Genomic DNA, 18,016 nt, shown 5'->3' with positions numbered 1-18,016 from the left:
GCGGCCACCGCGCTTGCTTCGGGTGGGTGGATCACGGGCGCAGCAATGCGCCTGCGCCACCCGGACTGGCGGCGAAGCTCACCGAGCCGCCGTCGGTCGTGGTCGGCGTGGCCCCCGCGGCACGCGCGACACCTTCCAGGACGTGCTTGCCGATCACGTTGTCCGCGGGCAGCTCGATCGGGTACTCCCCGTCGAAGCAGGCGCTGCAGAGACGCGAGGCCGGCTGCTCGGTCGCCGCGACGAGGCCGCCGAGCGACACGTAACCGAGCGAGTCCGCACCGATGGACCGGCGGATGCCCTCCAGGTCGAGCCCATTGGCCAACAGCTCCGCGCGGGTGGCGAAGTCGATGCCGTAGAAGCAGGGCCATTTGACCGGCGGGGAGGAGATGCGCACGTGTACTTCGATCGCTCCAGCTTCGCGCAGCATGCGCACGATCGCGCGTTGCGTGTTGCCGCGCACGATGGAGTCGTCGACGACGATCAGCCGCTTGCCACGCACGTTGTCGCGCAGCGGGTTGAGCTTGAGCCGGATGCCCAGCTGGCGGATCGTCTGGGACGGCTGGATGAAGGTGCGTCCGACGTAGGCGTTCTTGATCAGGCCGTGGCCGAACGGGATGCCGGACTCGGTGGCGTAGCCGATCGCGGCCGGCGTGCCGGACTCCGGCACCGGGATGACCATGTCGGCCTCGACCGGGTGCTCCTTGGCCAGGGTGCGGCCGATGGCCACCCGGGCGGCGTGCACGTTGCGCCCGACGATGGTGGTGTCGGGGCGGGCGAGGTAGACGTACTCGAACAGGCAGCCCTTCGGGTCCGGGGTGCCGAACCGGCTGGACCGCAGGCCGTGCTCGTCGATGGCGATCAGCTCGCCGGGCTCGATCTCGCGCACGACGCTGGCGCCGACGATGTCGAGCGCGGCGGTCTCGCTCGCCACGACCCAGCCGCGCTCCAGGCGGCCCAGGACGAGCGGGCGGACGCCGTTGACGTCGCGGGCCGCATACAGGGTGTCCTCGTCCATGAAGACGAAGCTGAACGCGCCGCGCAGGGTGGGCAGCACCTCCAGCGCCGCGGCCTCGACCGACAGGTCGGGCCGGGCGGCCAGCAGGGCGGTCACCAGCGCTGTGTCGTTGGTCGAGCTGATCACGTCGCGGTCGCCCAGCTCGGCGACGCGGCGGGCCAGCTCGGCGGTGTTGACCAGGTTTCCGTTGTGCGCGAGCGCGATCGTGGTGCCGCCGCGGTCGTCGCCGGGGCTGGTCGAGCGCAGTGTGGGCTGCGCGTTCTCCCAGGTCGAACCGCCGGTGGTCGAGTACCGCGCGTGGCCGATCGCGATGTGGCCGCGCAGGCTCGCCAGCGTTGGCTCGTCGAAGACCTGCGACACCAGGCCGAGGTCCTTGTACACCACCACGCCGGACCCGTCGGACACCGCGATGCCGGCCGCTTCCTGACCACGGTGCTGCAGTGCATACAGCCCGTAGTAGGTCATCTTCGCGACCTCTTCGCCCGGCGCCCAGACGCCGAACACACCGCACTTGTCCTGGGGACCTGGACGCTGGGGGTCGAGCTCGTGGCTCAACCGGCCATCGCCTCGGGGCACGTGCCGCTCCTGTCGTCAGTTTGCCTGGGCTGATCTAGAGGATCCGGGGCCGTAGCGGTTGGTCGGCCTGCGGCTGATCGACGCCGCAATCTGGTCGCCGTCGCGGGAAACAGTGTACGCGAGGTTTCGGGCATGACGGAGAGCCACATTTTGCGTGCTGTTCGTAGGCAGTCTGCCGCAGGTTTTCTCCAGTTACAAGGGAAGATAGGGGGACAAATCCGCCCGAACTCCGCTCGCGCGGATCTTCCCCGCCGTGACGGCTTCGTGCCACGATTTCCGACCCGTGGCGATCTCCAGCCAGGTGATCGGATCGGTCTCGACCACGTTGGGTGGCGTACCTCTCGTGTGACGCGGACCCTCGACGCACTGAATCGCGCCGTAAGGAGGAACGCGCACCTCCACCGAACGTCCGGGCACGCGCGACCGCAGGTCGGCCAGAAGGTCGCGCACCGCATCGCGCAGTAACAGACGGTCAGGATCCTGTCCGGCATCCAGTACATCCAGGACGGCTCGTACCGTGCCGGAATATCGGGGCGCATTGGACATGACGGGACGATACGACCCGGTGTGGGACGGTCGCAACAGCGTCCGCCTTTCGCCGACCCCTGTGGACAAGGCATAGTTTGCTGCGGCGCACCATGCAAGGCGAGTCTCGCTCGCATGTTGGACCATAGACAGACATGCTCGGCAGTGAAGCTCGGGTGAAAGTCAAGATCCGGAGGGGTGTGGACGTGACTGCGCACCGACGAGCCCTGCTGTTTCGGGCAGGGGCGGTGGCTGCTCTCGCGACGGGTGGTCTGCTCACCGTCGCAACACCGGCCTTCGCGGACACAACAATGCAGGTGTCCGCCTCGTCGTTCGACATGAACCCGGGCGACGCCAAGTCGTTCGACGTCACATTCGGTGGCGATGAGAAGCCGAACATCAACGTCACCGTCACCGTGCCATCGGGCAGCGGCAACCTGACCGTGAACGCGACCAACATCCCCGGCAGCGTCGACTGCGGCGCTGGTGGCGGCACCACGATCACCTGCTCCAACATCAGCGTGACCGCGGGCAACACGGTCAAGATCACTTTCCAGATCCGGGCGAAGAGCCCCAGCTCGCTGCAGCCGGGGACCAACATGAACGGTCTGGAAGGGTCGGTGAACGCTCCCGGCGTCGGCCAGAACCGCTTCACCGTGAACCTGAAGGGCCCCGCCGCGGCGCCCACCACACAGGCCGCCAACTCGCTGACCGATGTCAACGGCTCGGTCACCGACTCCAAGACGGGCAATCCGCTCAAGGGTGCCCAGGTCGTCATGGAGGACGGCGCCGGCAAGACGCGCTCGACCCAGACCGACAACAGCGGCAAGTACCGCTTCGCCGGCTCCGAGTCCAACCCCATCGCGCCCGGCACCATCAAGGTGACCGCCGGCTTCGAGGGTTATGAGAACGGCGAGAAGTCGGCATCCGGCGCCGCCGGGCGGTCGCTGGCCATGCCGAAGATCGGCCTGGTCGAGCTGGCCCCGAGCGCCTCCGCCGAGCCGTTGCCCACCGCCGGTGAGGCGACGCCGGAGAACTCCACCAGCGGCGGTGTCGTGCCGCAGGAGAACACGACCAACACGTCCGGTGAGGGCAGTGGCGGCTTCTCCTCCTGGATCCTCATCGCACTCGGCGCGCTGCTGGTGATCTTCGGCATCGTGGCGATCGTCCTGCTGCTGCGCCGGCGGGGCGACGACGATGACGACGAGGCCGGCGACGAGCCGGGTCCGCGCCGCGGCGGCCCGGGCGTGCAGCGCCCCGCGTACGCGCAGGCCGGTGCCGACCGCACCATGGTCGGCTCGCCGACGATGGTCAACCGTGCCGCGGCCAACGACGCGACGGCGATCGTGCGGCCCGGCGGGTTCAACAACTTCGACGACGTGCCCCCGGACCCGTATGGCGCACCCCCGCCGCGCACCGGTGGCTTCGCGGCGGCGCCGCCCCCGAGCGCGGGCGGCGGCTACGGCCCGGCCTCCCGGCCGCCGGTCGACCCCTACGACCAGAACTACGGTTCGGGCGGCGGCTACGACCAGCGCGGCGGGTACGAGGACGCGACGCAGCGGTACGAGGGCCCCGGCGGTGGTGGCGGCGGCTACGGCAACAACGGCTACGACGGCCCGTCGGCCGGGCGCGGCGGCTACGGCTCCGCGGGCGGTGCGAACGGGTACGACGGCCCCTCGGCCGGCGGCGGCTACGGCGGCGGGCAGGGCCAGGGTGGCCAGGGTGGCTACGACGGCGGCCAGGGCGGTCAGGGCGGCCAGGGTGGTCAGGGTGGCTACGACGGCGGCCAGGGCGGTTACGACGGCCCGTCGGCTGGGCGCGGCGGCTACGGCTCCGCGGGCGGCGCGAACGGGTACGACGGCCCCTCGGCCGGTGGTGGCTACGGCGGCGGCGGTCAGGGCGGCTACGAGGGCGGCCAGGGCGGCGGTCAGGGTGGCTACGACGGCGGGCAGGGCGGCTACGACGGCCCGTCGGCCGGGCGCGGCGGCTACGGCCCGGCCGGTGGCCAGCAGGGCGGCTACGGCCCGCAGGCCGGCGGGTACGACAACGACGGCTACGGCCCCTCCGCGGGCAGCGGCTACGGCGCCGGCGGCCCCTCGGCCGGCAACGGCTACAACGGCGGTGGCGGCGGCGACTACGACGGTCCCTACGCCGGGCGCGGCGGCTACGAGCCGCGGGGCGGCTACGAGCCGGCGTCCGGCTACGAGCGGGACGGCTACGAGCGGGTGCCCGAGCCCCCGCGGGCCGGCAACGGCTACAACGGCGGCGGCGGGGAGTACGAGCAGCGGGGCGGCTACGGCCCGGCCGGCGGCAACAACGGCGGGGGCGACTACGACGACGCCCGCTCGCCGCGCGGCGGCAACCGCCGTTCGCTCGACTGGCTCGACGACTGACCTTCGCATCATCTCGGCTGGCCGTGGGCCGGTCGCCCGCCGTCGCACCGGCGGGCGACCGCTCCCGCGGCCAGCGTCGTTCTCGTCACGCTCCGTTGAGCAGGTGCCCGAACTCGGCGTGGAGGGTGCGGTCGGTCTCGACGGCGCGCAGGGCGAGCTCGATGCGCCGGCGCAGCGACGGGCGGAGGTCGGCCTCCATCAGGTGGGCCCATCGGACATCGGTGAGCTCGGACTCCTGGGGGCGCAGCGGCGTGTCGGCCGGGATGACGCCGCCGTCGAAGACGAACTGCACCTGATCGCTCCACGGCCCCCGGCCGGGCGTCCAGTCGACCACCAGCAGCCGATCGATCGGCAGGTCCAGACCGACCTCCTCGCGGACCTCGCGCCGGCAGCCCGTGGACGGCGCCTCGCCGGTCTCCACGATGCCGCCGGGCAGGTCGAGGTGCGGCTTGTAGTTCGGCACGACGAAGAGGATGCGGCCGTCGGGATCCCGGATCAGCGCGCCGCTGGCGACGGTCTTGTGGGCCATCCGGCGGGCGATGCCCGGATGGAACTCACGCTCGGGTTCACCCTCCAGGGCGACATCGTTGCTGAACATCTCGCGCTCCACTACTCGGCCCTCCCGTGAGCCAACCCCCATCCTGCACTGCCGCGGAAGGCCCGCCCCCGGCCGGGGCTCAGTGGCCGCGGATGCAGCAGGTGGTGCAGACCTTCGGGGTCGGCAGCGTGAAGGCCAGGCAGCAGGTGCGGCGCTGGATGTCCAGGCCGCCGCCCTGGCGGTCGGACAGGTCGACGAGCTCGTCGGCGTCCAGCGCGGTCAGCAGCCGGTGCGCGATGTCGAGCGTCGGGCCGGGCAGCGAGTCGGCCGCGCGGGAGAGGCCGTAGGCGACGCCCGAGGCGACCGAGCCCCACAGGGTGCGCCGGCCGATGTGGACGTGCCGGCGCAGGTCGTCGAGCATCGGGTCCAGGTGGGCGTCGACCAGCGAGCGGCGCAGCACCCCCAGCAGCTCCTCCTCGTCCTCGACGATGAGCAGGCCGGGCGCGTCGGTCGCGACGATCGGGTCGGTGGCCAGCACCGCCGTGACCGGCGAGCGGAGGGCCAGGGTCAGGAACGGCTGGTGGTCGGAGACGCGGACCAGGACGTGGTCGGGGGTCATGAGCGGCACCCGCCGGGACCCCGCGAAGCCGAGGACGGCCGGCAGGGCCAGCCAGTAGGAGTAGCACTTCCAGGCGAGCGCGGCCGCGGCGTGCGGCTGGGCCTGCCAGCGCCGGGCGGCGGCGGCCAGCAGGTCGGTCACCTTGAGGTCGCTCGCGCTGCACCAGCCGCCCGCGGGCTCGGGTGTCAGGGCAACGAGACCGGGCACCAGCCCCTGGAGCGAGCTCGCGCCGTGGCGGTCCTGGAGTGCGGTGAGGGTGGCGACGACCGGTGCCAGCGGCTGGTGCGCGCCGCGGCTGATCAGCGCGGTCACGTTGGGTCGCCGAACGCGACGGGGGCACGGCGACGCGAGGTGCGCGCGAGTCCGATCCTCACCACCGTCAGATACCCCCAGAAGTGCATGACAAGCGCCCACGATACAGCGATTAGGTAAGCCTAACCAGCCCTCCATTGTCCGAGATGTGGCGTAACCGTGGGTGATTTCGGACGCGACGCGTCGTGATGGGCGGGGGTTGATCAAGACCGATGAAGCGGTGTTGTCAACCATTTTGTCAGGAATCTGTCCGCCGAGCGTGGTGAACAGCTGGACTCGGGGACACTAACCGGACAGGGGCCGTCTCCCTGTAAGGGCTGGGCCGGAACATGACCACGAGCGACTCTTCTCCCGTGCAGCGGGCGTCTGAGGCGTTCGTCGCGGAGTTCGCGCGGTGGCGCGTGGATCGTGGCATGTCCAAGAAGCAGCTCGCCGCCGCTATGGGCTTCGACGCCTCGTACGTCAGCCACGTCGAGGCGCGCCGGCACCGCCCCACCGAGGACTTCGCCCGCCGGGCGGAGGCGATTCTGCAGAGCGGCGGGGCCATCTGGCAGCGGTACAAGGAGTACGACGAGCTGCGCGCCACGGCCCGCAGCCGGGTCGGGCTGCCGGGCCGTGACCCGCCCGTCCCGGACCAGTGGCTGCCGCCCGGCACGGGACTGGTCGTGGAGCGGGAGACCGCCCGGCTGTCCTACGTCGACGGCAAGTACCGGTGCACGGTCCGCCGTGCGCTCTACAACGCCGGCACGGAACCGATCACGCGGTATCTGGTCCGGATCTCGGTCGACCGCTACCCGGACGACCCCGCGCGCTCCAACCGCCACCACCGCGACCATCCGCTGTCCTGGGACGAGCTCGCGCTGGTCGCCTCGTGCGCCGGGGAGCCCATGGAGTGGCGGTCCAAGACCGACCGCGACGCGCTCAAGGAGGCTTGGCTGCTCTTCGAGAACGCGCAGGGCCGCTTCCCGCTGTACCCGGGCCAGCGGACCACGATCGCGTACTCGTGGCACATCAGCGTCGAGAAGTGGGGCCACTGGTTCCAGCGCTCGGTTCGCCTGCCCACCCGCCAGCTCACCATCGAGGTCGAGTTCCCGGCGCGGATGCGCCCGGTGGTCTGGGGCGTGCAGACGACGCTGTCGGCCGAGGAGGTGCCGCTGCGCACCCCGATCACCCAGGAACTGTCCGCGGACGGCCGGGCGGTCTTCTCGTGGCACACCGAGACGACCGCGCTGCACGACCGGTACCGCCTGGAGTGGCGGTTCCGGGGCACCCGGCCCCTCGGCGCCGTCGAGCAGCCCGACGACTGGGAGGAGCCGCCGTACGCGCAGTCGTCGTCCACCGACGCCGTGCGCGACGCCGGCGTGCTCCAGCGCGGCGAGAACGTGCTGGACCGGCCGGTCCGCCCGCTCGACCTGCCGGCCGAGTCGGGGCGCGCTGTCGACGTCGTCGAGAAGCTGGCCACGGCCCTCGACCGGGTCGAGGCGCTGCACCCTTTTGTGCGCGGGGTGGGCCTGGCGGCCCCCCAGGTCGGCGATAGCGTGGCGGTGGCGGTGGTCCGGTCCGGCGAGCCCGGCGCGGACCAGGTCGTGCTGCTCAACCCGCGGCTGGTCGACCAGTCGGACGAGACCGACGAGGAGTTCGAGGGCTGCCTGTCGTTCTACGACGTCCGCGGCCTCGTGCGCCGGTCCCGCACGGTGACGGTCGAGAGTTCACGCTCCGACGGCACGCGTTTCATCGAGGTGTACCGCGGATCGCTCGCGCGGCTCGTGGCGCACGAAATCGACCATCTCGACGGGCGGCTGTACCTGCACCGGATGGAGGTGGACGCCCCGCTGGTGCCAGCCACCGAATGACGATTCCGTTCGATTCGCATTCGAAATGAATGAATGAATAATGGAACGTCGTTCAGCCGTTATCGTGCGGAGATGACGACAGGGCGAGTAGCAGAGCCGCGACGCACCGTCGCCGGTGATCTCGCCGACGGCGCCTATCTGGTGCGGCTCATGTCCGGGCTCGGCATCCGCCAGCTGGGCGCCTCGCCCATCCTCACCCGCACCGACCATGCGCCCTACGACCTGCCGGTCGAGCGGGCCGAGGCCGAGCAGACCGTGCACAGCCTGTGCCGGATGGCCGCCCGGGTCGAGGCGCAGTACCCGTTCGGCGGCGGTATGGGCATCGCGGCGCCGCAGATCGGCATCCCGCGCCGGGTGGCCATCGTACGGCCGCCCGACGGGGCCGACCTCGTCGTACTCATCAATCCCGTCGTGCTGGCCAGCCAGCCGCTACCGGTGCGCGGCCGGAAACACTACGAGGGTTGCCTCTCCTTCTTCGGCGTACGCGGTCAGGTGCGCCGGCCGGAATGGATTCACGTCCGGCACCAGACCCTCGGCGGCGAATGCCGGAAAACGGTGTTCCGAGATGCGCTGGCGCGTCTGGTCGAACACGAGGTCGACCATCTCGACGGGGTGCTTTACCACCAGTTGCTCGACGCCGGAGACCGGCTGATCCCGGTCGGTGAGTACCGCAAGTTCACGCCGATACGCCGGCCGCCGGCAGAAATGCCGCTTCCGCGTACACCGTGACCGATCGCGTCGGCCGGACGGCCGGTGCGACACGTCCAAGGCTCCGGACCGGCGCGTCGTAGGGAAATCCATCACTCGGCACGCGTGGTCGCACATCCAGTGCGATGCGTGGTCATCGCTGGTAGTGACGCTCTTTCGCAGACGGCTCCCACGTCGAAACTGCGAAGGGCATCGATGAGCAATCTGTCGCGATCACTGAAGGAGAGCTGGACGCTCGTCGAGGAACAGCAGGACAAGCTCGCCAACTACTTCTACGCGCGCATGTTCCTCGACGACCCGCAGCTGCGGGACCTGTTCCCGATCCAGATGGACGTCCAGCGCTCCCGCCTGCTCGGCGCGATCGTGACTGCCGTGCAGACGGTCGACGATCCCGACCGCTTCGGCGAGTACCTCGAGTCGCTCGGTCGCGACCACCGCAAGTTCCACGTCCAGCCCGCGCACTACGACATCGTCGGGCGCGCGCTCCTGGAGGCGCTGCGCACGTTCGCCGGCGACCAGTGGACGCTGGAGTTCGACCAGGCCTGGCGCGACGCGTACGCGGTCATCGCGGCCCGGATGATCTCCGGCGCCGACGCCGACTCGGCCAACCCGCCGTACTGGCACGCCGAGGTCGTCCACCACGAGCGCCGCAGCCGCGACATCGCCGTGATGACGGTCCGGCCGATGCAGCCGCTGGAGTACCGCGCCGGCCAGTACCTCAGCATCGAGTGCAGGAACCAGCCGCGGCTGTGGCGGGTGTACTCGGTCGCCAACGCCCCGCGCGAGGACGGCTCCCTGGACTTCCACGTGCGCGCGGTCGGCGCCGGCTGGGTGAGCTCGGCCCTGGTCCGCCGGGTGCAGGTGGGCGACATGATCCGCCTGGGCGCCCCGATGGGCTCGATGACCCTCGACCGCGGCTCGACCCGGGACGTGGTCTGCGTCGCCGGCGGCACCGGCCTGGCCCCGGTCAAGGCCCTCATCGAGGAGATGGCCCGGGCCAACCGGACCCGCTGGGTCCACCTCTTCTTCGGCGCGAAGGACCGCGACGACCTCTACGACCTGGCGTGCCTGAACCGCCTGGCGGCGGACCACCCCTGGCTCACGGTCGTGACCGCGACGACCGACGACCCCGACTTCCCGGGCGAGCACGGCAACGTCTCGGAGATCGTCGCCCGCCACGGGCCCTGGCGCGACCACGACTTCTTCGTCTCCGGCTCCCCGCCCATGGTCCGCGCAACGCTGCGCGCGCTGGCCGAGACGCAGGTCCCCGCGATCCGGATCAAATACGACGTCTTCGGTGACTCCTGACACCGGCGCGGGCACTCGTGCGAGAGTGCTCGCGCCGGGTCGGCGGCTACAGTGGCCCGGTGATCGAGCGGCGGGCCATACGGGTCGAGATCCTGCTGGTGCTCGGCGTCTCGCTCGGGGCGTCGGCGATCTACGCCATCCTGCGGATCATCGACCGGCTGACCTTCGTCAAGCCGCTGTCCCAGCAGACCGCCACGCTCAACCCGTCCGTGACGCCCGACCGGCCGTGGCTCGACCTCGCCTACCAGCTGGCCGGGATCGGGCTCGGCGTGGTGCCCGCCCTGCTCGCCGTGCACCTGCTGCGGCGGACCGAGCCGCCGCCGACCATCGGGCTCGATCTGGGGCGGCCGGGGTTCGACCTCGGGGCCGGGGCCGGACTCGCCGCGCTGATCGGGATCCCCGGACTCGCGCTCGTGTGGGTCTCGCAGCAACTCGGGATCAGTGCGCAGATCGTGCCCGCGGCGCTCGAGCCAGTCTGGTGGGCGGTGCCGGTGCTCATCCTCGCCGCGGTCCAGAACGCGGTGCTCGAAGAAGTGGTCATGATCGGCTACCTGCTCACCCGGCTGCGGGAGCTCGGGTGGGGGAGCTGGCCGGCGATCGTCACGAGCGCCGTCGTCCGCGGGTCCTACCACCTCTACCAGGGGTTCGGGGCAGGGTTCGCCGGCAACCTCGTGATGGGGCTGGTGTTCGGGTACTTCTTCAAGCGGACCCAGCGGGTCATGCCGCTCGTCGTCGCCCACTCACTGCTCGACATCGTGGCGTTCGTCGGATATGCCCTGCTCAAGGATCATCTCGGATTCCTCACATAGGGCAGATTGCCACAATCAGCGGCGATCAGAGGGGCGACGGGGACTCGGCGCCCGGGATGAGGAGCCTGGAGACGCCCGTGCCGTCGGCCGGGACCGTCCAGACGTCCGGCTGGCCGTCGCCGCGGCGCAGGGTGTAGGCCAGCGTCGCGCTGCCCAGCCAGGCCGCCTGGTCGTCGACGCTCTCCGGCTCGGCCGTCTCGATCACCGTGCCCGACGACAGGGTCAGCACCGACAGGCGCCAGCCCTTCAGCGGGTCGCCGCCGATCGCCTGCTTGAAGGCGATCCGGGTGCCGTCGGGGGACAGCGACGGGCACTCGACGTTGTCGCGCAGGGTCTCCACGGTGCGGGCGGCCCAGTCGCCGCGGACCAGGTAGCGGTGGCCGGCCGTGGACATCGTCGCGTAGAAGGTCGTGTCGTCGGCCGCGAACGTGACGCCCCAGAAGTTCACGTCCACCGCGCGGTACGGGCGGCCGTCGCGAGTGATCGCGAAGTCCTCCAGCGTCGTCACGTAGGTCCCGCCGACCGTGTCCAGGATGCCCGTGCGGGTCGAGAAGCCCGAGCTCGTGTACGAGTCGCCGCCGACGAACGTCGTCCAGGACACCATCCGGCCCGACGCCGAGACGCGGGCCCGGTTCGGCAGGCCCGGGATGTCGATCGCCCGCCGGTCGTGCAGGTCCGCGTCCAGGACCACCACCTGGTAGGCCCACGGCGTGCTCTGCCGCAGGCAGATCCCGGTGCCGGCGGACGCGTAGGCCCGGACGCACTCGACGGCGGATACCGTGCGCTCGCCGCCGGGGTTGCCGGCCGGGACGACCGCCAGGTGGCGGTCGGTGACCGTGAGCAGCCTCGGGCCCGGGGTCAGCGAGACCGTCGCGAAGGAAGGCTGCGGCGCCGGGCGGTCGGCGGCGGAGCGCACGTAGGCGAACGCGCCACCGCCCAGCACGACGACGGCGCCGGCAAGGACGGCGACCCGGGCCCGCATGGACAGCATCGGCACACGATCGACGGCGATCCTTCCCGGCAGACGGACGTCCGGTGAACACCAGGCATCGATGTCCAACGTTCACTTCGGCTTCCGGTAGCCGTCCATCGGCGGACCTAAATTCCCGCCCATGCGTTTGCGCCAGTTCCGGCTGCCGATCGTCGTGGGTACCGCCACGACGCTCGCGGTCGCCACCGCCACGGTGCTGCTCACCGCCGCGACTCCCGCGGCGGCGGCCACCACGACGTTCACCCCGGTCGCCGACACCTACGTCCAGAGCGACGCGGCGTCCACCAACTACGGCACCGCCACCCAGATCGTGGTGGACAACTCGCCGGTCCGCCGGATGTTCCTGCGGTTCACCGTCTCCGGCGTGAGCGGTACCGTCACCGGCGCCAAGCTGCGGCTGCGCACCATCAGCGGCAACTCCGGCAGCCCGGCCGGCGGCACCTTCCGGGCGGTGTCGAACACCACCTGGTCGGAGACCGGCACCACCTGGAACAACCAGCCGGCCCTCGACGGCGCGAGCCTCGGCTCGATCGGGTCGGTGTCGAGCAACAGCTGGTACGAGGTCGACGTCTTCTCGGTCGTCAAGGGCAACGGCACCTTCAGCTTCGGTGCCTCGTCGAGCAACAGCGACGGTGCCTACTACGACACCCGCGAGACGGGCGCCGACGCACCGCAGCTGGTGCTCACGACCGGCACCACGACCCCGACGACACCGCCGACGACGACCTCGCCGCCGCCGTCGGGCGACCCGGTGCTGGTCGGGGCCGGTGACATCGCCACCTCCGGCTCCGGCGACTCGGCGACCGCCGCGCTCGTCAACGGCATCTCCGGCACGGTGTTCACCACCGGCGACAACGTCTACGACAACGGCACCACGTCGGAGTTCAACAGCTACTACGCGCCGACCTGGGGCGCGTTCAAGTCGCGGACCCGCCCGTCGCCGGGCAACCACGACTACAACACGTCCGGTGCGAGCGGCTACTACACGTACTTCGGGGCGCAGGCCGGCCCGTCGGGTCGCGGCTACTACTCGTACGACCTCGGCAACTGGCACGTCGTCTCGCTCAACTCGAACGTGAGCATGTCCGCCGGCTCGGCGCAGGAGCAGTGGCTGCGCGCCGACCTGGCCGCCAGTACCAAGCCGTGCACGCTGGCCTACTGGCACCACCCGCTGTTCACGTCGGGCGCCAACCACGCGCCGTCGACCTCGACCCGGCCGCTCTACCAGGCGCTGTACGACTACAACGCCGACGTCGTCGTCTGGGGCCACAACCACCAGTACGAGCGGTTCGCCCCGATGAACCCGACGGGCGGCCTCGACAACAGCCGCGGCCTGCGCAGCTTCGTCGCCGGCATGGGCGGCGCCGACCATTACGGCTTCGGCACCATCCAGGCCAACAGCCAGGCCCGCAACAGCGACACCTTCGGCGTCCTGAAGTTCACCCTGCACGCGAACAGCTACGACTGGCAGTTCGTCCCGCAGTCCGGCAAGACCTACAACGACAGCGGCACCGGCAGCTGTCACTGACGGGACGTCAGGAATCTTCGTTCGGCCTCGTTCGGGGAGAGGGCCGCGGCGTGTGCGTACGCCGCGGCCGCTTCCGTCGGGCGGCCCAGTCGCCGCAGGAAGTCTCCACGGACCGCGTGGAACACGTGGTACTGCTGCAAGGGGAGACCCTCGATCAGCGCGAGGCCGGCCGAGGGTCCCTCGACCTCGGCCACGGCGACGGCCCGGTGCAGGGCGACGACGGGCGTGGGCGCCAGGGCCATGAGCTGGTCGTACAGCTGAACGACCTGCCGCCAGTCCGAGGAAGGCCCATCCGTGTGTACCGCATTGATCGCCGCCTGGATCTGATACGGCCCAGGCCGGTCGCGCCGCAGGCACCGCCGGACGAGTCCGTGCCCCTCGGCGATCAGCGAACGATCCCAGAGCGTCCGGTCCTGGTCGGCGAGCAGCACCAGCGAACCGTCGCGAGCGAACCGGGCCGGTCGGCGGGCCTCGGTGAGCAGCATCAGGGCCAGCAGCCCGAGCACCTCCGGCTCGTCGGGCATCAGCTCGGCCAGCAGCCGGCCCAGCCGGATCGCCTCGGCGCACAGGTCGGCCCGGTCGGCGCCGTGGCCCTCGGTGAAGATCAGGTAGACGACGGCCAGCACGCCGCCGAGCCGGTCGGGCAGGTCGGCCTCGCGGGGCACCCGGTACGGGATGTGGGCCGCCTTGATCTTCTGCTTCGCCCGCACGATCCGCTGCGCTGTGGCCGGCTCGCTCATCAGCAGCACCCGGGCGATTTCCGGGGTGGTCAGGCCGCCGAGCAGCCGCAGGGTGAGCGCGACGCGGGCCGTCATCGACAGCGCCGGATGGCAGCAGGTGAAGATGAGCCGCAGGCGTTCGTCGTGCACCGGGCCCTCCTCCCCACCGGGCGACTGCGACAAGAACGCCTCGACGTGCTTGCCGGTCCGTTTCGCCTCGCGCCGCAGGCGGTCGATCGCGGCGTTGCGCGCGGTCGTGATGATCCAGCCGGACGGGCTCGGCGGGACGCCCGCGGCCGGCCAGCGCTGCACGGCGGCCGCGAACGCGTCCTGCACCGCCTCCTCGGCGGCGTCGAGGTCGCCGAGGAGCCGGGTCAGGACGGCCACCGCGCGGCCGTACTCCGCGCGGTAGAGCTCCTCGATCACCACCGGAACGGGCGCACCTCGACCGGTAGCGTGGTGGCGGCGACCGCCTTGCGGCCCCACTCCAGGGCGGCGTCGAGGTCGGGCACGTCGATGATCGAGAAGCCGCCCAGGTGCTCCTTGCCCTCGATGAACGGCCCGTCGCTCACCAGGACGTCCTCGCCCTTCGGGCGCAGCGTGCTGGCGGTGGCCGGCGGGTGCAGACCTCCGCTGAACACCCAGACGCCGGCCTCGCGCATCTCCCGGTCGAACCGGTCGACCTGGGCCATGATCTTCTCCAGGTCGGCGGGCGGCGGCGGGTCGCCGAAGCTCGGCTCGACGACACTCAGCAGGTAGTGCGGCATGTCAGCCTCCTTCATCCGAAGTCTTACCCGCTACACGAACGGGCCCGCCCGGATTCGACACGGGCGTCAGTATTCTTTTGGCAACCGTGTGTGTGGAGGGAGATCTCGGTGAGCAGGGAAACGCTGGAGTTTCAGGCGGAGACGCGGCAGCTCCTGCAGTTGATGGTCCACTCGATCTACTCGAACAAGGACATCTTCCTGCGCGAGCTGATCTCGAACGCGTCCGACGCGCTGGACAAGCTCCGCCTCGAGTCGCTGATCAACAAGGAGCTCCAGGTCGACACGGACGACCTGCACATCGAGCTGGAGATCGACCAGGACAAGCGCACGCTGACCGTCCGCGACAACGGCATCGGCATGTCGCACGAGGACGTGGTGTCGCTCATCGGCACGATCGCCAAGTCGGGCACCGCCGAGCTGCTGCGCAAGCTGCGCGAGACCCAGGACGCCGGCGCCTCGCAGGAGCTCATCGGCCAGTTCGGCGTCGGCTTCTACTCGACGTTCATGGTCGCCGACCGGGTCACCCTGGTCACCCGCAAGGCCGGGGAGAGCCAGGGCACCTTCTGGGAGTCCAGCGGCGAGGGCACCTACGAGATCGAGACGCTGGACGAGGCCCCGCAGGGCACCTCGGTCACCCTCCACCTCAAGCCGGAGGACAGTGAGGACCAGCTCTTCGACTACGCCGCCGACTGGAAGATCCGCGAGATCGTCAAGCGGTACTCCGACTTCATCGCCTGGCCGATCCGCCTCGGCGACTCCGCGGACCCGGTCAACTCGATGAAGGCGCTCTGGGCGCGGCCCCGCAGCGAGGTCAGCGACGCCGAGTACCACGAGTTCTACAAGCACGTCAGCCACGACTGGACCGACCCGCTCGAGACGATCCACATGAAGGCGGAAGGCACCTTCGAGTACGAGGCGCTGCTCTTCGTCCCCGCCCGCGCGCCCTTTGACCTGTTCACCCGCGACGGCAAGCGTGGAGTGCAGCTCTACGTGAAGCGGGTGTTCATCATGGACGACTGTGAGGCGTTGATCCCGCAGTACCTCCGCTTCGTGAAGGGCGTCGTGGACGCCCACGACCTGTCGCTCAACATCTCGCGCGAGATCCTCCAGCAGGACCGGCAGATCCAGGCGGTCCGGCGGCGGCTGGTCAAGAAGGTGCTCGGCACGCTCAAGGACATCAAGACCAACGACGCCGAGAAGTACGGCACATTCTGGACCGAGTTCGGCCGCCCGCTGAAGGAGGGCCTGCTCGAGGACGCCGAGAACCAGGACACCCTGCTGGAGCTGCTCCGGGTCACGTCCACGGCGGCCGAGTCGACCACGCTCGCGGAGTACGTCGGGCGGATGAAGGACGGCCAGAAGGACATCTACTACATGACCGGCGAGTCGCGGGCCATGGTGGAGAAGTCCCCGCACCTGGAGGCGTTCCTGGCCAAGGGCTACGAGGTGCTCATCCTCACCGACCCGGTCGACGAGGTGTGGGTCGAGCGGGTCACCGAGTTCGAGGGCAAGCCGCTGCAGTCGGTCGCCAAGGGCAAGGTCGACCTGGGCGAGTCGGAGATCCCCGAGGAGCAGGCCGCCGACTTCGCGCCGCTGCTGAGCTGGCTCGGCACCCGGCTCGCGGACGACGTCAAGGACGTCCGGCTGACGTCCCGGCTCACCACCTCGGCGGCGTGCATCGTCGGCGACGAGCACGACATCACGCCGACGCTGGAGAAGATGTACCGCGCGATGGGCCAGGAGCTCCCGCACACCAAGCGGATCCTGGAGCTCAACCCGGCCCACCCGCTGGTGACCGGCCTGCGCACCGCGCACACGGCCGACGCTTCTTCGGAGAAGCTCGGCGAGACGGCCGAGCTGCTCTACGGCCTGGCGCTGCTGGCCGAGGGTGGCGACCTGGCCGACCCGGCCCGCTTCACCCGCGTCCTGGCCGACCGCCTGGCGACCACGCTGTGACCGGTTCCGGGGGCCCGCGCGAGGCGGGCTCCCGGACCTCCGCTCAGTTGGCCGGGACGACGTCCTTCGGGCGCTCGACGGTGACCGGCAGGCCGTAGTCGTACAGCTCCAGCGTCGCGGTGAAGGTGCCCGTGTCCAGGCGGCCCTTCGCCGTGGACTGCCAGGTGCCGGTCATGGCCACCCTGGCGATCCGCCCGTCGGCGTTCAGGGTCACGTCGCCCTTCGTGGCGGTCGAGCCGTCGGCCGTCCGGGTCGTGTACTCGAAGTGCAGCGAGCCGTCCGCGTTCTCGGTGACCGTCGCCCCCGCCGACCGCAGCGCCGCGAACAGCGCCGCCGGGTCGGGGGACGCGGCGCCGAGCACGCCGCCGCCGTAGAGGGACAGGTGGTCGTAGACGCCCGGGTACTGGCCGTACCGGCCGTAGGTCTCACCCTGGCCCTTGTCGCTCGGCAGCGTGTCCAGCGGGGGCTCGCCGCCGATGTACCGGGTGCCGTCGACCAGCAGTTCGGTCATCACCGAGTCGTCCTGCGGCGCCCGGACGTAGCCCGTGTCGGTGCGCGGGTCGAAGGCGCCCTCGTAGCTGAGGCCGTTGGTCGTCAGCTTGAGCCGGTAGCTGATGTCGTCGCTGGCCGCGGCCGCGTTGGCCAGTCGCAGCGACGGCGGAGCGGTCGCGTCGGGGGCCGGGCCCTGGTCGAGGGCGAAGGCCACTGAGACGGCCAGCGCGGCCACGCCCAGGACGGAGCCGAGGCGGATCGCGGCGCTGCGCCGCCGGTGCCGGCGGGTGGCGCGGGTCAGGACGTCGCCGGACAGTGTGAGGCCGTCGACCTGGTGGTGCATGCTTTCGGTCAGTCGCGCTTCGAGGTCGGTGTTCATCGTCCCGTTCCGTTCGAGGTGTGTTCCCGGGTGAGTTCCAGATCCCGGTTCGCGGTGAGCTCGCGCAGCCGGGCGAGGCCCCGCGAGGCGGTCGACTTGACGGTGCCGACGGAGCAGCCGAGCGCCTCGGCGGTCTCCGCCTCGGTGAGCTGCTCCCAGTACCGCAGCACGAGCACGGTGCGCTGCCGGGGCGACAGCTGGGCCAGCGCCCGGCGCATCGCGTCCCGCAGGTCGAGGGCGTCGGTGCCGTCGGAGGCGCCCGGGGGTTCGTACGTGATGAACACCTCGGCGCGGCGCCGGCGGCTGCGCCACTGGTCGACGGCCAGGTGGTACATGGTCCGCCGCAGGTACCGCTCCCGGTCCTCGCGGACCCGGCCCCACGAGCGCATCAGGCGCTCCAGGGCCGCCTGCAGCAGGTCTTCGCCGGCCGCCCGGCCCCCGGCGAGCAGGACGGCCGTCGCGAGCAGCGCGTTGCCCCGCTCCGCGACGAGCGCGTCGAGCCCGTCGAAGCGTCGGCTCCACAACATG

General features: G+C 71.0%; 16 protein-coding genes. 7 read left to right on the top strand and 9 right to left on the bottom strand.

From position 1 onward, the window contains the following. Positions 1–31: 31 nt before the first annotated feature. Positions 32–1,591 (bottom strand): amidophosphoribosyltransferase, encoded by a 1,560-nt coding sequence (gene purF / locus ABZS66_RS13695; protein WP_354757447.1) that lies wholly within the window; start codon positions 1,589–1,591, stop codon positions 32–34. A 192-nt stretch (positions 1,592–1,783) separates the two neighbouring features. Continuing rightward, complete coding sequence (locus ABZS66_RS13690; RefSeq protein ID WP_354757446.1) at positions 1,784–2,137, bottom strand: sterol carrier family protein; 354 nt, start codon at positions 2,135–2,137, stop codon at positions 1,784–1,786. 227 nt (positions 2,138–2,364) lie between these two features. On the opposite strand from ABZS66_RS13690, the gene ABZS66_RS13685 reads away from it, so the two are divergent. Then, positions 2,365–4,509 (top strand): carboxypeptidase-like regulatory domain-containing protein, encoded by a 2,145-nt coding sequence (locus tag ABZS66_RS13685; RefSeq protein WP_354757445.1) that lies wholly within the window; start codon positions 2,365–2,367, stop codon positions 4,507–4,509. Between the two features lie 85 nt (positions 4,510–4,594). On the opposite strand, the gene ABZS66_RS13680 is transcribed toward ABZS66_RS13685, so the two are convergent. Continuing rightward, positions 4,595–5,107 carry an NUDIX hydrolase gene (locus tag ABZS66_RS13680; RefSeq protein ID WP_354757444.1) on the bottom strand — a complete coding sequence of 171 codons (513 nt, stop codon included), beginning with the start codon at positions 5,105–5,107 and terminating at the stop codon, positions 4,595–4,597. Between the two features lie 79 nt (positions 5,108–5,186). Continuing rightward, on the bottom strand, positions 5,187–5,978 hold the full coding sequence (locus ABZS66_RS13675; RefSeq protein ID WP_354757443.1) for an IucA/IucC family C-terminal-domain containing protein: 792 nt from the start codon (positions 5,976–5,978) through the stop codon (positions 5,187–5,189). A 329-nt stretch (positions 5,979–6,307) separates the two neighbouring features. Here ABZS66_RS13675 and ABZS66_RS13670 point away from each other — a divergent pair, with 329 nt between their 5' ends. From ABZS66_RS13670 to ABZS66_RS13655, 4 genes are all read left to right on the top strand, one after another. Then, on the top strand, positions 6,308–7,831 hold the full coding sequence (locus ABZS66_RS13670) for a peptide deformylase (protein ID WP_354757442.1): 1,524 nt from the start codon (positions 6,308–6,310) through the stop codon (positions 7,829–7,831). A 72-nt stretch (positions 7,832–7,903) separates the two neighbouring features. Then, positions 7,904–8,560, top strand: coding sequence for a peptide deformylase (locus tag ABZS66_RS13665; protein WP_354757441.1), 657 nt, complete (start codon positions 7,904–7,906; stop codon positions 8,558–8,560). A 174-nt stretch (positions 8,561–8,734) separates the two neighbouring features. Further along, positions 8,735–9,847, top strand: coding sequence for a globin domain-containing protein (locus tag ABZS66_RS13660; RefSeq protein ID WP_354757440.1), 1,113 nt, complete (start codon positions 8,735–8,737; stop codon positions 9,845–9,847). Positions 9,848–9,906: 59 nt separating this feature from the next. Then, the gene (locus ABZS66_RS13655; RefSeq protein ID WP_354757439.1) at positions 9,907–10,656 is read left to right on the top strand and encodes a CPBP family intramembrane glutamic endopeptidase; all 750 of its coding nucleotides are present in this window, start codon (positions 9,907–9,909) and stop codon (positions 10,654–10,656) included. A 25-nt stretch (positions 10,657–10,681) separates the two neighbouring features. On the opposite strand, the gene ABZS66_RS13650 is transcribed toward ABZS66_RS13655, so the two are convergent. Further along, positions 10,682–11,647, bottom strand: a complete 966-nt coding sequence (locus ABZS66_RS13650; protein ID WP_354757438.1) for a hypothetical protein — start codon at positions 11,645–11,647, stop codon at positions 10,682–10,684. 121 nt (positions 11,648–11,768) lie between these two features. Between ABZS66_RS13650 and ABZS66_RS13645 the strand changes: the two genes are divergently transcribed. Next, on the top strand, positions 11,769–13,175 hold the full coding sequence (locus ABZS66_RS13645; RefSeq protein ID WP_354757437.1) for a DNRLRE domain-containing protein: 1,407 nt from the start codon (positions 11,769–11,771) through the stop codon (positions 13,173–13,175). On the opposite strand, the gene ABZS66_RS13640 is transcribed toward ABZS66_RS13645, so the two are convergent. After that, entirely contained in the window at positions 13,169–14,323 is a 1,155-nt protein-coding gene (locus tag ABZS66_RS13640; RefSeq protein WP_354757436.1) for a sigma-70 family RNA polymerase sigma factor, read from the bottom strand. The two genes, ABZS66_RS13645 and ABZS66_RS13640, sit on opposite strands and share 7 nt — an antisense overlap. Further along, positions 14,317–14,661 (bottom strand): YciI family protein, encoded by a 345-nt coding sequence (locus tag ABZS66_RS13635; protein ID WP_354757435.1) that lies wholly within the window; start codon positions 14,659–14,661, stop codon positions 14,317–14,319. The genes ABZS66_RS13640 and ABZS66_RS13635 overlap by 7 nt, the downstream gene beginning before the upstream one ends. A 108-nt stretch (positions 14,662–14,769) precedes the next feature. Here ABZS66_RS13635 and htpG point away from each other — a divergent pair, with 108 nt between their 5' ends. Continuing rightward, positions 14,770–16,617: a molecular chaperone HtpG gene (htpG, locus tag ABZS66_RS13630; protein ID WP_354757434.1), complete on the top strand. Its 1,848-nt coding sequence runs from the start codon at positions 14,770–14,772 to the stop codon at positions 16,615–16,617. A gap of 43 nt (positions 16,618–16,660) precedes the next feature. Here the strand turns inward: htpG and ABZS66_RS13625 are convergent, their stop codons facing one another. Both ABZS66_RS13625 and ABZS66_RS13620 read right to left on the bottom strand, forming a co-directional pair. Continuing rightward, entirely contained in the window at positions 16,661–17,488 is an 828-nt protein-coding gene (locus ABZS66_RS13625; RefSeq protein ID WP_354757433.1) for a hypothetical protein, read from the bottom strand. After that, the gene (locus tag ABZS66_RS13620) at positions 17,485–18,015 is read right to left on the bottom strand and encodes a SigE family RNA polymerase sigma factor (protein WP_354757432.1); all 531 of its coding nucleotides are present in this window, start codon (positions 18,013–18,015) and stop codon (positions 17,485–17,487) included. Before ABZS66_RS13620 ends, ABZS66_RS13625 begins: the two co-directional genes overlap by 4 nt. Position 18,016: the final 1 nt, after the last annotated feature.

The organism is Dactylosporangium sp. NPDC005572, from assembly GCF_040605515.1.
In the GTDB taxonomy this organism is placed as follows: domain Bacteria; phylum Actinomycetota; class Actinomycetes; order Mycobacteriales; family Micromonosporaceae; genus Dactylosporangium.
The sequence above is the reverse complement of the archived record's forward strand: the minus strand, read 5'-3'. Positions and strand labels throughout refer to the sequence as shown.

Excerpts from the sequence above, each read along its gene's own strand:
- ABZS66_RS13645 (WP_354757437.1), top strand. The coding sequence starts at position 11,769 with ATGCGTTTGCGCCAGTTCCGGCTGCCGATCGTCGTGGGTACCGCCACG.
- ABZS66_RS13620 (WP_354757432.1), bottom strand. The coding sequence starts at position 18,015 with ATGTTGTGGAGCCGACGCTTCGACGGGCTCGACGCGCTCGTCGCGGAG.
- ABZS66_RS13635 (WP_354757435.1), bottom strand. The coding sequence starts at position 14,661 with ATGCCGCACTACCTGCTGAGTGTCGTCGAGCCGAGCTTCGGCGACCCG.
- ABZS66_RS13660 (WP_354757440.1), top strand. The coding sequence starts at position 8,735 with ATGAGCAATCTGTCGCGATCACTGAAGGAGAGCTGGACGCTCGTCGAG.
- ABZS66_RS13690 (WP_354757446.1), bottom strand. The coding sequence starts at position 2,137 with ATGTCCAATGCGCCCCGATATTCCGGCACGGTACGAGCCGTCCTGGAT.
- ABZS66_RS13650 (WP_354757438.1), bottom strand. The coding sequence starts at position 11,647 with ATGCTGTCCATGCGGGCCCGGGTCGCCGTCCTTGCCGGCGCCGTCGTC.
- ABZS66_RS13670 (WP_354757442.1), top strand. The coding sequence starts at position 6,308 with ATGACCACGAGCGACTCTTCTCCCGTGCAGCGGGCGTCTGAGGCGTTC.
- ABZS66_RS13625 (WP_354757433.1), bottom strand. The coding sequence starts at position 17,488 with ATGAACACCGACCTCGAAGCGCGACTGACCGAAAGCATGCACCACCAG.
- ABZS66_RS13680 (WP_354757444.1), bottom strand. The coding sequence starts at position 5,107 with ATGTTCAGCAACGATGTCGCCCTGGAGGGTGAACCCGAGCGTGAGTTC.
- ABZS66_RS13665 (WP_354757441.1), top strand. The coding sequence starts at position 7,904 with ATGACGACAGGGCGAGTAGCAGAGCCGCGACGCACCGTCGCCGGTGAT.